At 63.2% G+C, this 14,436-nt stretch carries 11 protein-coding genes; 5 read left to right on the top strand and 6 right to left on the bottom strand.

The annotated features are described in order from the left end of the window. The first annotated feature begins 51 nt into the window (after nucleotides 1-51). Both ABIC76_RS12815 and ABIC76_RS12810 read left to right on the top strand, forming a co-directional pair. Nucleotides 52-915, top strand: a complete 864-nt coding sequence (locus ABIC76_RS12815; protein WP_354534183.1) for an SDR family oxidoreductase — start codon at nucleotides 52-54, stop codon at nucleotides 913-915. A 249-nt stretch (nucleotides 916-1,164) separates the two neighbouring features. After that, nucleotides 1,165-2,667, top strand: coding sequence for a GGDEF domain-containing protein (locus tag ABIC76_RS12810; RefSeq protein ID WP_354534182.1), 1,503 nt, complete (start codon nucleotides 1,165-1,167; stop codon nucleotides 2,665-2,667). Between the two features lie 25 nt (nucleotides 2,668-2,692). Here ABIC76_RS12810 and ABIC76_RS12805 read toward each other — a convergent pair whose 3' ends face one another. Further along, nucleotides 2,693-3,955: a hypothetical protein gene (locus ABIC76_RS12805; RefSeq protein WP_354534181.1), complete on the bottom strand. Its 1,263-nt coding sequence runs from the start codon at nucleotides 3,953-3,955 to the stop codon at nucleotides 2,693-2,695. A gap of 466 nt (nucleotides 3,956-4,421) precedes the next feature. Between ABIC76_RS12805 and ABIC76_RS12800 the strand changes: the two genes are divergently transcribed. Next, nucleotides 4,422-5,339 carry a LysR family transcriptional regulator gene (locus ABIC76_RS12800; protein ID WP_354534180.1) on the top strand — a complete coding sequence of 306 codons (918 nt, stop codon included), beginning with the start codon at nucleotides 4,422-4,424 and terminating at the stop codon, nucleotides 5,337-5,339. A 48-nt stretch (nucleotides 5,340-5,387) separates the two neighbouring features. On the opposite strand, the gene ABIC76_RS12795 is transcribed toward ABIC76_RS12800, so the two are convergent. The 3 genes from ABIC76_RS12795 to ABIC76_RS12785 all read right to left on the bottom strand — a co-directional run bounded on the left by ABIC76_RS12795 (nucleotide 5,388) and on the right by ABIC76_RS12785 (nucleotide 8,689). Beyond that, nucleotides 5,388-6,170: a substrate-binding domain-containing protein gene (locus ABIC76_RS12795; RefSeq protein WP_354534179.1), complete on the bottom strand. Its 783-nt coding sequence runs from the start codon at nucleotides 6,168-6,170 to the stop codon at nucleotides 5,388-5,390. 62 nt (nucleotides 6,171-6,232) lie between these two features. Then, nucleotides 6,233-7,528 (bottom strand): MFS transporter, encoded by a 1,296-nt coding sequence (locus ABIC76_RS12790; protein WP_102064622.1) that lies wholly within the window; start codon nucleotides 7,526-7,528, stop codon nucleotides 6,233-6,235. A 132-nt stretch (nucleotides 7,529-7,660) separates the two neighbouring features. Further along, complete coding sequence (locus ABIC76_RS12785; RefSeq protein ID WP_354534177.1) at nucleotides 7,661-8,689, bottom strand: GlxA family transcriptional regulator; 1,029 nt, start codon at nucleotides 8,687-8,689, stop codon at nucleotides 7,661-7,663. Between the two features lie 83 nt (nucleotides 8,690-8,772). Between ABIC76_RS12785 and ABIC76_RS12780 the strand changes: the two genes are divergently transcribed. Then, nucleotides 8,773-9,873, top strand: a complete 1,101-nt coding sequence (locus ABIC76_RS12780; RefSeq protein WP_219588308.1) for a DJ-1/PfpI family protein — start codon at nucleotides 8,773-8,775, stop codon at nucleotides 9,871-9,873. Between the two features lie 149 nt (nucleotides 9,874-10,022). Here the strand turns inward: ABIC76_RS12780 and ABIC76_RS12775 are convergent, their stop codons facing one another. Next, the gene (locus tag ABIC76_RS12775; protein WP_027678070.1) at nucleotides 10,023-11,609 is read right to left on the bottom strand and encodes an isocitrate lyase; all 1,587 of its coding nucleotides are present in this window, start codon (nucleotides 11,607-11,609) and stop codon (nucleotides 10,023-10,025) included. 442 nt (nucleotides 11,610-12,051) lie between these two features. Between ABIC76_RS12775 and ABIC76_RS12770 the strand changes: the two genes are divergently transcribed. Continuing rightward, nucleotides 12,052-13,296 (top strand): saccharopine dehydrogenase family protein, encoded by a 1,245-nt coding sequence (locus ABIC76_RS12770; RefSeq protein WP_354534176.1) that lies wholly within the window; start codon nucleotides 12,052-12,054, stop codon nucleotides 13,294-13,296. Between the two features lie 30 nt (nucleotides 13,297-13,326). Here ABIC76_RS12770 and ABIC76_RS12765 read toward each other — a convergent pair whose 3' ends face one another. After that, nucleotides 13,327-14,376 carry an AI-2E family transporter gene (locus ABIC76_RS12765; RefSeq protein ID WP_102064619.1) on the bottom strand — a complete coding sequence of 350 codons (1,050 nt, stop codon included), beginning with the start codon at nucleotides 14,374-14,376 and terminating at the stop codon, nucleotides 13,327-13,329. Nucleotides 14,377-14,436 lie beyond the last annotated feature (60 nt).

Below are 14,436 nucleotides of genomic sequence, written 5' to 3'. Positions count from 1 at the left end.
ATGGATCACCTACCTTAGCTGGGAACCCAACCCACTCAAGGAGTGAACATCATGACCATCCTCGTTACTGGTGCTACGGGCCGCGTCGGCCGCCAAGTCGTGCATCAACTGGCCAACCGCGGTGCGGACGTGCGCGCGCTGGTTCGCGACCCCGCAAAAGCCGACTTCCCGGGCGGCGTGAACGTCGTGCAGGGCGACATGCTCGATCTGGACTCCCTGCGGCGTGCCTTTGCCGGTGTCCGGACCCTGTTCCTGCTCAATGCGGTCGCCGGGGACGAATTCACGCAGGCCTTGCTTGCGCTGAACGTGGCACGCGAATCCGGCGTTGAGCGCGTCGTCTATCTGTCGGTCATGCACGCCGAGCGTTTCGTGAACGTGCCGCACTTTGCAGTGAAGTCCGGCGCGGAACGCATGATCGAGCAGATGGGCTTCAGCGCCACCATCCTGCGTCCGGCCTACTTCATGGACAACGAACACATGGTGAAGGACGTCATCGTCAACCATGGCGTCTACCCGATGCCGATCGGCAGCAAGGGCGTTGCGATGGTCGACACGCGCGACATCGCAGAAGTCGCGGCCATCGAGGTGATCCGCCGGGATGCGGCGCCGGGCAAGCTGCCGATCGAGACCATCAACCTTGTGGGGCCGGATACGCTGACGGGCCCAGAGCTGGCCTCGATCTGGTCAGAAACGCTCGGCCGCCCCGTGGCCTACGGCGGCGACGACCCGACCGGATTCGAGCGCAACCTGACGAACTTCCTGCCCAAATGGATGGCTTATGAGATGCGCCTGATGGCCGAACGGTATGTCAGCGACGGCATGGTTCCGCAGGCGGGCGATGTCGAGCGTCTGACCACCCTGCTGGGCCGGCCGCTGGGCTCGTATCGTGATTTCGCTGCAGCGCTCGCAGGTTGAGCCGGGTGCGGATGTGGGCGGACCGACGCCGACTGGCGAGCGGCGGATGCCCCGCCCGCCTCCGCACTTTGTGTCCGGCGGGCTGGGCTTCCAACAGAAACCGGTCGCTGGACTGCAGTTTTGCTGTCTTGTGCCGATAACCAGCGGTGACGGCGTGCCCCACACCTATCAATACCGTCCCCAAGATCGACCGCACGATGCCCCGTCGACCCGGCAGCGTTGCGGTTTGTCGTCGCCCAAGACCACGACATGCCCCTTCGTCCCTTTGCCCAACGGCTGGCCACATTGGCAGGCCACCATCCCCTGATCGTTGGTGCACTTGGAACGTTGCTGACATTCATTGTCCTGGCAATCAGTGTGCTGACGCTGTGGGCCAATCGGGAAACGGCCATCGAGCATGCTCACGACACCTCGAAGAATGTCGCCGCCGTTCTGGCCAGCCACATCTCGCGCACCGTTGAGTCGGCTGATCAGTCATTGCAGACGCTGATCGCTGCGCTCGATAAACCCGGCATCCGCAACCTCGATCCGGAGGTCCGGCACGATCTGCTGTTCAGCCCGACGGCTTCTGCCCGGTACGTCACCGGCATGGGCGTGACCGACGACAAGGGCCGGCTCGTGGACGGCTGCTGCTCCTTGACGCACCGGTGGGATTTCAGCGACCGCGACTACTTTCTCGTCCATCGCGACCACGCAAACGTTGGCCTCTACGTGTCCGCCGTCTACAAGGCCCGGTCACGCGCGGGGGTGGAGGCCATCGCCTTGAGCCGAAGGATGAACCGACGGGATGGGACGTTTGCCGGCACCGCGCTGGTGGCGATCGACCTCGACTACTTCCGGCAGCTTCTTGAAAAGCTCGATGTCGGGCCGCGCGGCGTCACGGCCATCGTCCGCACGGACGGAACGCTGGTGGCGAGAAATCCGCCGCCCAGCGCAGCGCGCGCGCTCAATCTCAACAAGTCGCTGACGTTCCCGCGCATGGTCAACCAGGAGTCCGGCTTCTATGTGGCGCCGTCGGCCAGCGACGGCGTGCTCCGCCTCTATACGTTCCAGCGCGTGCCGGGCACACCGTTCATCGCCGTGGTCGCGCCGGCCATGAGCGATGCGCTTGCCCCCTGGCAGCGGCTGTCGTGGATCGTGGGGCTGTCGTCGCTGTCGGTGAGTCTTGCGTTCTGTGCAGGTGTCTGGCTCCTGGCTTTTGCGCTGCGGGGCCGCGTGATGGCGGAAGACCACCTGCGGGAGCTTACGCAAACCGACCCGCTCACCGGGCTGAAGAACAGGCGCGCTCTGGATGTCGCGCTGGAAAACGAGTGGGATCGCCTGCAACGCAATGACAGTCGGCTCTCCGTGCTCTTTGTCGATGCCGATCACTTCAAACGCTATAACGACGAGCACGGCCATGCTCAGGGCGACATCGCGCTCCAGTACCTCGCCCAGTGCATCTCCAAGCATGCGCGACGACGCGGCGATCTCGCGGCCCGATATGGCGGTGAGGAATTCGTGGTGCTGTTGCCCGATACGGGCGAGGCCGGCGCCACGCGCATCGCAGAAGCCATCCGTGCCGAAGTGGAAGGCACAGGCGCGTCCGTGGGCAACACAGGCTTGGCCCCGTTCACCGTGAGCGTCGGTTGCGCGACCGCGCGGCGCTCGAGCTTCCCGTCGCTGGCCGCATTGACCAAGGCTGCGGACGATGCGCTCTACGAAGCCAAGCGCAAAGGCCGCAACCGCGTTGACTACGCCACGGTTGCCTAGCCTCGCATGAGCGCCGCCCGCCCGGTTATTGCAGGGTGGCGCCGCCCCCACCGAGATACAGACCGAGCAGCCGCGCGAACTGGCCGCCGTCGGTGTTGATCGTCGTCTGGTACGTGCCGCCCGAGCCAAAGACGATGGCAAAGGTATGGCCGGTGCCGTATTCCTGCGTGTTGCGCAGCATGTAGTCGACGCGGTTGTCGCGGTAATGCTGATTGGTGCCGCCCGGCGTGCTGGACGGCACGCCCAGCGGCGTCTGCCACCACAGAATGGGCAGCCCATTCCCCAACGCAGTCCGATAGTCCAGGTAGCTGGTTTGCGACTGATGGAAATTGGGCGTGTTGACGTTGTTCTCATCCCAGTAGAACGTACCGCCGCGGCCCGTGCACTCCGACACGGCGGCAGCTTCCAGGCAGCCGGCGTCACGGTCGCTGGTCTGGGCGACGATGAAGTCAGCCTGGTGCGCGGCCGCAGCGCGCATTTCCCCCGCAACCGCAGTCGGCGATCCCGACCAGAACGCGGGCGGGAATCCGATCAGCGCCTTGGGTGCAATCTGGCGGGCCATCTGCACCAGGCACTGCCCGATGCCGGCGGCCGTGTTGGGCAGGCTGCTGCATTCCGGCTGGCTGTTCACCACCGCCGCCATCTGCGTTGGATCATGGCTCGGGGCCTGCGCCCACACATAGCCCCAGAAGTCGGGCTCGAGGTTGATCAGCACGGGCGCATTCAGCGCAGCGATGCGTTGATACATCAATCGCGCCTGGCTCCAGTACGTGTTCATGAACGTCGCATCGGTGATGCCGCTCAGGTTGCCGTCCCCGTTCTGCGCCATCTGATAGAAGGTGAACATCGGGGTGGCGCCATAGGTCTGGGCAGCTTGCGCGGCATACGTGATGTACGCGCCGTCAGGGCTGTTCCAGTAGGGCCACGAACCCGGCCCGGCCCCGACGAGGTAGACGTCGATGATGTCAGGCCGAATGCCCTGGCTCTGCATATCCGAAATCGACTGGCCCGAACCCAGGCCGACGAGCACGCGCGAAGGCTTGCCCATCTTGGCGACGAGCGCGGCGCTTGCCGACAGGCTGGGCGTGCCGCCGCCGGTGTTTCCGCCGCCATTCCCGCCGGTCTGGCCGCCAGGGCTGCCTCCGTTAGTGCCCCCGTTGGAGCCGCCTTGCGTCCCCGTGCCACCACTCGCGCTGCTGGCCTGCGTGCTGTCGGATCCGCCGCCACACCCCGCGAGCGCAAATGCAATCGCTGCGACGGCAATCCATCGTTGAGAAAACACGATCATCAAAGACATCCTTGAAAGAAGAGATCCATCTGGTATCTGGTTGCTCGGCCTCATCGAGCCCGCAGTCGTCAATTCGCCATGCGCAAGGCCGTCTGTGCAACGCTCTCTTCCAACAGTGGTGCCCCGGACACCCGCTTGTTTCGCATACACCCTCCCAACGTTTTTGTTGTCGTCGAACCGTGCGCAAGGCTGCACGAACCGTGCCATACCCCCCTACGAAAGAGGGGTGACGTGGCTTGGTGCGACATGTGACACGAAGCGTCGGCGCATTTCAACGCATTGGCAGGTTTGATGAGCTTTTTTGATAAAGCGCTCGCGCGCTGTCGGGCGTGGCCGCTTGCAATCTGCACCCCGTTTCGGTGCCCAGCACGCAACTGATCGAGCCATGCCGTGCGCCGCTGGAGACGTGTCACCCCTGCGATAAATCGCGCAAAATGCTGCGCATCTGGGATGTGGAGGCTGGCCGGTGGGCATCAATTTCGATTTGACGGACTTGCAGGCGTTTCGCGCGGTGGTGGAGTTGGGCAACTTCCGCAAGGCCGCCGAGGCGATCAGCATTTCCCAGCCCGCGTTGAGCCGTCGAATCGACAAGCTCGAAAGCGCGCTCGGCGTGCCCCTGTTTGAGCGCACCACGCGCAGCGTCACGCTCACCACCGTCGGCCGCGTGTTCGCCCGCAGTGCCGAACAACTGCTCGACGACCTCGACGTCGCGCTGCTGGGCATCCGCGATGTTTCATCGAGCCGCCTGGGGCAAGTGACCATCGCCTGCGTGCCGTCAGTGGCCTACTACTTTCTGCCGAACCTGATTGCGCGCTATCACCGCCGCTTTCCGCGCATCCGTGTCAAGCTGCTGGATGCAAGTGCGAACGAAGTGCTGGGCGCCGTCATCAGCGGCGAAGCCGACTTTGGCCTGAGCTTCATGGGCAGCCAGGAGCCCGAGATCGAATTCAAGATGCTGCTGCAGGAGCGGTTTGTTGCCGCCTGCCGGCGCGATCATCCGCTCGCCCGAAAGAAGCGCGTGACGTGGAACGAGCTTTACGCGCACGACTACGTGTCGGTGGACAAGACCTCGGGCAACCGGCTGCTGCTCGATCAGGCGCTGTCGGCTGTGGCTCCGCGTGCGCCCAGCGTCTGTGAGACGCGGCACGTGACGACCATGCTGGGATTGGTGGAAGCGGGGCTGGGTGTCGCCGCAGTGCCCTCGATGGCCATGCCGGGGCATGACCATCCGATCCTCACGAGCGTGCCTCTGGTGGAGCCTGTCGTGAAGCGGCGCGTGGGCATCGTGAAGCGGCGCGGCCGGGCATTGACGCCCGCCGCGGAGGAATTTCACCAGATGATCATTGAAGCGAAGCGCAGCGGCGTGACGGCAGGCGATGCATGAAGAACAAACAAACGCGCTTGGCTTGACCCGCCGCGCGGGCGCGCCATCTCAATGCGCCGGCACGGAATCGAGCCCGGTTGATTTCACATCGGCCTGCACGGCGGGCGAAGCGAGGTAATCAAGAAGCGCCTTGGCTTCCTTCGGATGCTGTGCGCCAACGGGGATGCCCGCAGCAAAGCGCGTCACAGATTGGAGCGACTCGGGAATCTTCCCGACGAAGGTTGCACCCGGCACCGGCAGCAGTTCGCTCACTTGCTGGAAGCCGATTTCGTAGTCGCCCGTCGCCACCACCGACGCCACCGGAATACGCGGAATCATCTTCGCCCTTGCCTTGACCTGCTCTTCAATGCCCAGCTTCTTGAACAGCTCGCGCTCGATATAGACGCCGCTTGCGCTGTCCGAGTAGGCGATCGACTTGGCATGCAGCAGCACTTGCCTGAGGGCCTCGGGTGAACTGATATCGGGCTTGGCGGCACCTTCGCGCACCACCATGCCGATGCGCGAGTCGGCCAGTTCCACGCGCGAATCCGGGATGACCTTGCCTTGCTTGATCAGATCGTCGAGTGCGTAGCCGACCATGATCACGGCATCGGCAGGTTCGCCGCGTGCGAGCCGATTCGGAATCGCTTCGGGCGACTTGCCCATCGACGGGCCGAGTGCAGTGTCGAGCGTGTTGCCCGTCTGCGCGGCGAACTTGGGCCCAAGCAGCTTATAGGCGGCCGTAAAGCCACCGGAACTCATGACGTGCAATTCAGCAGCGTGGACGGTGGCTGCCACCGCCGAGGTTGCGACGAGCGCGGCTGCGCACAGGTTCCGAAACAGAGTCTTCATGGTGAGGGTCATGCCAGGTCGTACGTGTTTGTGAATAGGCGGGGCGCGGGATACGTTGGGCGTCAGTGCGCCGGCACCAGTGTCACTGCACGGCGGCGATAGAGCATCAACGTCGCCAGGAGCGCGCACGCGGCGGCAAGACTCATCCAGTAGCCGGGAGCGGCCTTGTCGCCGGTCATATGGATGGCCGCTGTGGAGATGGCCGGTGTAAAGCCGCCGAACACCGCCGTGGCGAGGCTATAGGCGAGCGAGAACCCGGCAACGCGCACCTGCACGGGCATCACTTCGGTAAGCGCGACGACCATCGCGCCGTTGTAGATGCCGTACATGAACGACAACCACAGCAGCACGAGCAGCATGTTCATGAAGCTGGGCGCGTGCGCGAGGAACGAAAGCGCCGGGTATGCCGTGGCGATGGTCAGCACCGTCATGCCGATCAGCAGGGGCCGACGGCCGATCCTGTCGGAAAGCGCACCGCCAATCGGCAGCCACACAAAGTTCGACACCCCGACGCACAGCGTCACGAGCAGGCTGTCGGCCGTACTCAGATGCAAGACGGTTTTGCCGAACGTCGGCGCATAGACAGTGATGAGGTAGAAGCTCGTCGTGGTCATTGCCACCAGCATCATCCCGGCGAGCACGACGCCCCAGTTTTGCAGCAGCGTGCCGAACACCTCCTTCATGCTCGGACGATGCTTGCGCGCCTTGAACTCCTGCGTTTCTTCAAGATTGCGGCGCAGCACGAAGATGAACGGCACGATCATGCAGCCGACGAAGAACGGCACACGCCATCCCCATGCGGCGATGGCCGGTGCGCTCAGCCATTGGTTGAGCGCGAAGCCCAGACCTGCCGCCACGACGATGGCGACCTGCTGGCTGGCAGACTGCCAGCTCGTGAAAAAGCCCTTGCGGCCCGGCGTGGCCATCTCGGCCAGATAGACCGATACGCCGCCCAGCTCCGCACCAGCCGAGAAGCCTTGGAGGAGACGCCCCAGCAACACGAGCGCCGGTGCCAGGAGACCAATCGTGGCGTAGCCGGGAACGAACGCGATCAGCACCGTCCCGCTTGCCATGATGGACAGCGTGACGATGAGCCCCTTGCGGCGGCCAACGTCGTCAATGTAGGCGCCGAGCACGATCGCGCCCAGCGGCCGCATCAGAAAGCCGGCGCCAAAAACAGCGAACGTCATCATCAGCGAGGCGAACTCGCTTTCGGTCGGAAAGAAGACGTTGGCGATCTGCGTGGCGTAGAAGCCGAACAGGAAGAAGTCGAACTGCTCCAGGAAATTCCCGGCGGTGACGCGGAAGACCGCAGCGGCCTTGGATTGCCCGGTCGACAGGCTGGACGGGGGGTGCATCGAGGTGTCTCCTGGAAGCCAAAAAAAAGAATACGCCGTTGGACGGCGTTTGTCGTTTTGGCAATGTTCGCCGGGAGACCGACAAACGAGAAGTGCAATTTTCGGAAGGATTGATGTGCTTTGGTTATCAATCTATCCATCGATTGGGGCAGCGGTGCGCCGCGCTTGCCGCACGCTGAAGCGCTCCCGATACAGACCTGGCGTGATGCCAAGCCGCTTCTGGAACACCCGGTGCAATGCGTGGACGCTGCCAAAACCGGCGCGCTCGGCGACACGCGCCAAGGGCCAGTCGGACGTTTCGAGCAGGGCCTTGGCACGCCCGATTCGTGCGGATTCGACGAACTGGGCCGGCGTCATGCCGATTTCCTTGCGGAACGCGCGAGAGAACGTCCGCTCGCTCATATCGACACGCGCCGCAAGCGCGGGACCCGACAGATCGCCGGTCGGATCTTCCACAATCCTGGTCGCCAGATTGCGCAAGCGCGGCACCGCTGCAGCCTGCATGGTCAGCGCCGAACTGAGCTGGGACTCGCCGCCCGGCCTGCGCATGAAAAGCACCATTTGCCGCGAGACCGCCAACGCTGTTTGTGCATCGCAATCCGCTTCGACCAACGCCAGGCACAGGTCGATGCCGGCCGTGATCCCTGCCGAGGTGTAAATGGGCGGTTCGGCCACGAAGATGACATCCGACTGCACGTCGATCTGCGGACGCAGTTCCTTCAGGAGCGCGAGCGAGTTCCAATGTGTCGTAGCGCGCTTGCCGTCCAGGAAGCCGCCTGCAGCAAGGACAAAAGCGCCCGTACAGACACTTGCAAGGCGGCGGACTTCGGGCGCACGCGATTTCAGCCACGGAATCAGTTCGGTTTCGAAGATGACCTTTCGGAGCCCCTCTTCGCTTCCGCCCGCGACGATGACCGTATCGATATCGCTCGGCAGGTCGGCGAGCGCCACCGTATCGCCAAGACAGAGCCCGCCCGCTGAACTGCAAGTCACGGCACCGCCTGCAGGAGAAGCAAGAGCGATCTCATAGGGCGCGACGTGCTGCGGCTTGTGATGGTTTGCCATCGCGAAAACTTCCATCGGCCCGACAACGTCGAGGGCCTGCACCCCGTCGTAGGCAATGACGGCGATGCGCCTTGGCTTGAGAGTCCACGCGTGCATTGGCGAAAAATGCGATCAATTTGTCGTTTCGGGCGGCAGTGCTCAGCCGCTAGAGTGGCGGTCCTGCTCTCCGGAATCTTTCCATGTACCGCAGACTTCTGAAAGCCGCTCTGCTCGCTCTCATGGTCATGCTGACGCTCATGCATGGCACGAAAGCCGCGCCTGCCGTGACCAATGACCTCCGGTTACCACCGCTCAAGGCAGGACGAACCCGGCCGCTGATTGCGATTGTGGCCGACAACGCGGGCACGGAGACCACTGATCTTCTTGTTCCTTACGGCGTGCTGAAAGAGGCGGATGTTGCGGATGTCGTCATCGTGTCGACGCACCCGGGAGCGGTGAACCTGATGCCCGCGTTGAGAATCGAGACCGAAAAAACCCTGGGGGCATTCGACTCGGCACATCAAACCGGCGCGGACATTGTAGTCGTCCCCGCCCTGCACGATGACCGGAATGAAACCGTCATCCGCTGGGTCCGCACGCAGGCAGACAAAGGCGCATTCGTGCTTTCCATCTGCGAAGGTGCGTGGATTCCGGCGCGAGCGGGCCTGCTTGAAGGACGCTCGGCCACGACGCACTGGTACGCATTCGACAGCATCTCCCGAGCCTTTCCGCAGGCACGTTGGACTCGAGACCGGCGCTATGTTGTCGACGGCAACATCATGACGACAACCGGTGTCTCGGCCTCCATTCCTGCAAGCCTCTCGCTTGTTGAAGCGATGGCCGGACGCGCGAAGGCGGCCGCAGTGGCATCAACGCTGGGCATCGACGGTTGGGGGGCTGAGCACGACTCCAGCGCGTTCCATCTCACGGCCGGGCGCATGGGGTCCATTGCCAGAAATGCCGTCTTGTTCTGGAAGCATGAAACGTTGGCCATCCCGATCGCAGACGGTGTCGATGAAATCGCCTTGGCGCTGACCGCAGACGCATGGTCCCGGACATATCGGTCACAGGCGATTGCGGTGTCCCCTCAGACGATCGTTCGATCGCGCCAGGGGCTCACGCTGCTACCAAGCGACACGTCTGCGAATATGTATCGTCAACTTGCGCTTCCGAAATCCGCATCGGCGGGCGCGTTGCAGGAAGCGTTGGGCGCAATCGCCAGCCGGTACGGCAGCGCGACCGCCGACATTGTCGCGCTCCAGTTGGAGTACGGGCGCGAGGCCCAGACGGCGGCGAAGTGACTGACCCTTTGCGGATCGCTCAGCACGCCGGGCGCTGTTCCTTGACCCACCACAATGCTGGCTGGCGTGTCGCTGCTGGCCTGTTCGCAAAAAAAACGCCAACCCGCAATGGGTTGGCGTTGTGCTTTGGGTAGGACCTTGGCCGTGAATCAGTGGAACTGGTTCATGGTGTTGTCTTTACCTGCCGCCTTCAGCGCCGCTTCGCCGCTGAAGTATTCCTTATGGTCGTCGCCGATGTCCGAGCCCGACATGTTCTGGTGCTTGACGCAGGCGATGCCTTGGCGGATTTCCTTGCGCTGCACGCCGGCCACGTAGCCGAGCATGCCCTGGTCGCCGAAGTATTCCTTGGCCAGGTTGTCGGTCGACAGCGCGGCGGTGTGGTACGTCGGCAGCGTGATCAGGTGATGGAAGATGCCGGCTTCGCGCGATGCATCGGCCTGGAACGTACGGATCTTCTCGTCGGCGAGCTTCGCCAGTTCGCTGTCGTCGTACTCGGCGCTCATCAGCTGGCCGCGCTCGTAGGCCGACACGTCCTTGCCCGCTTCCTTCATCGCGTCATACACCTGCTGACGGAAGTTCAGCGTCCAGTTGAACGACGGGCTGTTGTTGTACACCAGCTTGGCGTTCGGGATGACCTTGCGGATTTCCTTGACCATGCCGCCGATCTGGCCGATGTGCGGCTTTTCGGTTTCGATCCACAGCAGGTCCGCACCGTTCTGCAGCGAGGTGATGCAGTCGAGCACGCAACGCGCTTCGCCCGTGCCGGCGCGGAACTGGAACAGGTTGCTCGGCAGGCGCTTCGGACGCAGCAGCTTGCCGTCGCGCTTGATGACGACGTCACCGTTGCCGAGTTGGTCGGCCGACAGTTCTTCGCAGTCGAGGAACGAGTTGTACTGGTCGCCCAGGTCGCCCGGCGTGTTCGTCACGGCGATCTGCTTGGTCAGGCCGGCGCCCAGCGAATCGGTACGGGCGACGATGATGCCGTCGTCCACGCCCAGTTCCAGGAACGCGTAGCGGATCGCGCGGATCTTGGCGAGGAAGTCCTCGTGCGGCACGGTGACCTTGCCATCCTGGTGGCCGCACTGCTTTTCGTCCGACACCTGGTTTTCGATCTGAATGCAGCAGGCGCCGGCTTCGATGAACTGCTTGGCCAGCAGGTACGTGGCTTCTGCGTTGCCGAAACCAGCGTCGATGTCGGCAATGATGGGCACGACGTGCGTGACGTGGTTGTCGATCTTTTCCTGGATGGCGGCCTTGGCAGCGGCGTCCTTGGCGGCGTCCAGCTCGCGGAACAGGCCGCCCAGTTCACGGGCATCGGCCTGACGCAGGAAGGTGTACAGCTCGCGGATCAACGCGCTGACCGACGTCTTCTCGTGCATCGATTGGTCCGGCAGCGGGCCGAACTCCGAGCGCAGCGCAGCGACCATCCAGCCCGACAGGTACAGGTAGCGGCGTTCGGTGCTCTTGAAGTGCTTCTTGATGGAGATCATCTTCTGCTGGCCGATGAAGCCGTGCCAGCAACCGAGCGACTGCGTGTACTTCGACGGATCGGCGTCGTAGGCGGCCATGTCGGCACGCATGATCTTGGCGGTGTACTTGGCAATGTCCAGACCCGTCTTGAACTTGTTCTGGGCACGCATGCGGGCCGCGTACTCGGGGTTGATCGCATTCCATGCGCTGCCGTGGGTTTCTTTCAGACCGGCAACTGCCTTGATGTCGTCTTGATACTGGGCCATGTCAATTTCCTGGAAATAAAGCGCGTTTGAGAAGAATCGGTTGCGTGTGCAGCTACGGATTTCGAAGCGAGCAGCATGGATTTATTGTAGGTCGGCTTTGACGCGTCGCAGCAAGGTCTTATATAAGACATAAGAGTTAGTTTTTCTTTATTTATCAATGAGATAGACCACTTATTTTGCGATGCGGAATGGTTTTTCAGCAAACGGGACGGCCGGAGCGAAGAATTTCCAGCCAAATTCCACAATGTGAAACGACCTTTCAGGTGCTGGAGGCGGCCAAATTTGGCGGCGCAGAAGAAGGTAGCGGCGGGATCGCCTAGCAAGGCGAGGCCCAGGCATGCAGTTGCTCGTCGGGCTCAGCCCCTTCACTATTTGCTGCCGGTAACGCCACAAATGGCGCAGGCCAGCACCCTCATCCGCCCACACAAAAAAGGGAGACTCCATGCCCGCTCCGGACTATGACGTCGTCGTCTTTGGCGCCACCAGCTTTGTCGGTCAGATCCTGACCCGCTACTTGGCCGAACACTTTTCGGGGGATGCGGAAACGCTGCGCTGGGCCATCGCCGGACGATCCGAAGCGAAGCTCCAGGAGGTCAAACGTTCGCTGGGTGCGGCAGGCGGGTCCGTCCCGATCATCGTGGCGGATGCCGCCAACGAGGCGCAGTTGCAGGCCCTGTGTGCGCAGACGCGGGTGGTGGTCTCCACGGTCGGCCCCTATGCCCTATATGGCGAACCGTTGATCAAGGTCTGCGCCGAAAGCGGGACGGACTACTGCGACCTCACCGGCGAGACGCAGTGGATCAAGCGCATGATCGGCAAATATGAAGCGACGGCGCAGCAGTCCGGCGCGCGCATCGTGCATTGCTGCGGGTTCGACTCGGTGCCGTCGGACATGGGCGTCTACTTCCTGCAGCAACACGCCATGCGTCAATGGGGGACGCCCGCCACGCAGGTGAAGTTGCGCGTCAAGACGCTAAAGGGCGGCGCATCGGGCGGCACGATCGCCAGCCTGATCAACGTCGTGCAGGAAGCCGCAGCCGACCCCGCCTTGCGCAAGGAGCTGGCCGATCCCTACGCGCTCTGCCCCAAGGGCCACGGCTTCACGGCACGCCAGCGCTCTGTCCGGGGCGCGGCGTTCGATGCCGATTTCGATGCGTGGATTGCGCCGTTTGTCATGGCCGCCATCAACGAGCGCGTGGTGCACCGCTCCAACGCCTTGTCCGGCAACGCCTACGGCAATCGTTTTTTCTATGACGAAGCGGTGATCACCGGGCACGGCCTGAGCGGCCGCATGAAAGCCATGACCATGGTGGCCGGCCTGGGCGCATTCATGCTCGGCATTGTCATCAAGCCCGCTCGCATCGTGATGCAGCGCTTTCTGTTGCCCAAACCCGGCGAAGGCCCCACGCCGGCGGCGCAATTGGCAGGCCGCTACGACCTGCGGCTGTTCGGCCGAACCGATCAAGGCAACACCTTGCGCGTGAAGGTGACCGGCGATCGCGACCCGGGCTACGGCTCGACCGGCAAGATGCTCGGTCAGGCCGCTGCGAGCCTCGCGCTGGACCACGTGAAAGACGGCATCAAGACCGGGCGCCCGGGCGGCTTCTGGACGCCGGCCACGATGTTCGACGAACGCTTCATCGAGCGCCTGACCCGCCACGCAGGTCTGCGTTTCGAACGGATATGAGGGCAATGGGGCATCCGACGGCCCGAAGCCTCATTCGTTCTGCCCGCGCGCAAAGATGTCCCAGCTGGCCATGAACAATGCGGCGACCAGCGGCCCAATCACGAAGCCGGTGATACCGAACAGCTCCATTCCGCCCAGGGTGGAGATCAACACGACCCAGTCGGGCATCTTGGTGTCCTTGCCGACCAGCAGCGGGCGCAGCAGGTTGTCGACCAGGCCGATCACGCCGCCGCAGAACGCGACGAGGATCACGCATTTCCAGATCGCCCCCACCATCAGGAAGTAGACCGCGACCGGAATCCACACGAGGCTCGCGCCAATCGCCGGCAGCAGCGACAGGAACGCCATCAGGGCGCCCCACAGCACCACGCCGTCAATGCCAAGGATCCAGAAGATGAGCCCGCCGAGCGCGCCCTGCACCAGCGCCACGGCAATGTTGCCTTTGACGGTGGCGCGCACGACGGTCGTGAACTTGCTCAGCAGCAGGCGCTTGTGCTCTTCGTCCATCGGCAGCGCGCGGCGCACGCGGCGGCCGATCTCCGTGCCATCGCGCAGCAGGAAGAACACCATGTACAGCATCACGCCAAAACCCACCACGAACTGGAACGTGTTCTGCCCGATGCTCAGCGCCTTCGTGGCGGCAAACTGGCTGATCTGCGCAGCGCCATCGGCGAGCTTTTTCTGGATGCCGGGAATGTTCGTCAGGCCGGCTTTGGCAAGCATCTGCTGCACCCAGGTCGGCAGTGCATGCACCGCTTCAGACAGGTATCTGGAGTAGTTCGGCTGCGCGCTCTGGACCTCCTGATAGGCGACGCCGATTTCCTGCACGATGGTCGCCGCCACAAAGATCACGGGCAGGATCACGATGAGGATGATCAGCGTGAGCGTGGCGAGCGCAGCCAGGTTGCGCCGCTTGCCCATCCGGGCGACGAGCGCGCGCTGCACGGGCTGAAACAGGATCGCCAGGATGACACCCCAGAAGACCGCGCCAAAGAACGGCGAGAGGATCCAGCAGAGCCCGAGGGTGACGACAAACAGCAGGAGGTAAAAGAATTTCTGGTGGCCGTTTCCGCTATCCATGGATTGCTTTCGCTTGAAGGTGACGTCTGAAGAGCCCGAGCAGGATCCGGGCCAAGGCAA

This window comes from Ralstonia sp. 1138, assembly GCF_040544795.1.
Classification (GTDB): Bacteria; Pseudomonadota; Gammaproteobacteria; order Burkholderiales; family Burkholderiaceae; genus Ralstonia; species Ralstonia flatus.
This window is presented reverse-complemented; position numbering and strand designations above follow the sequence as displayed.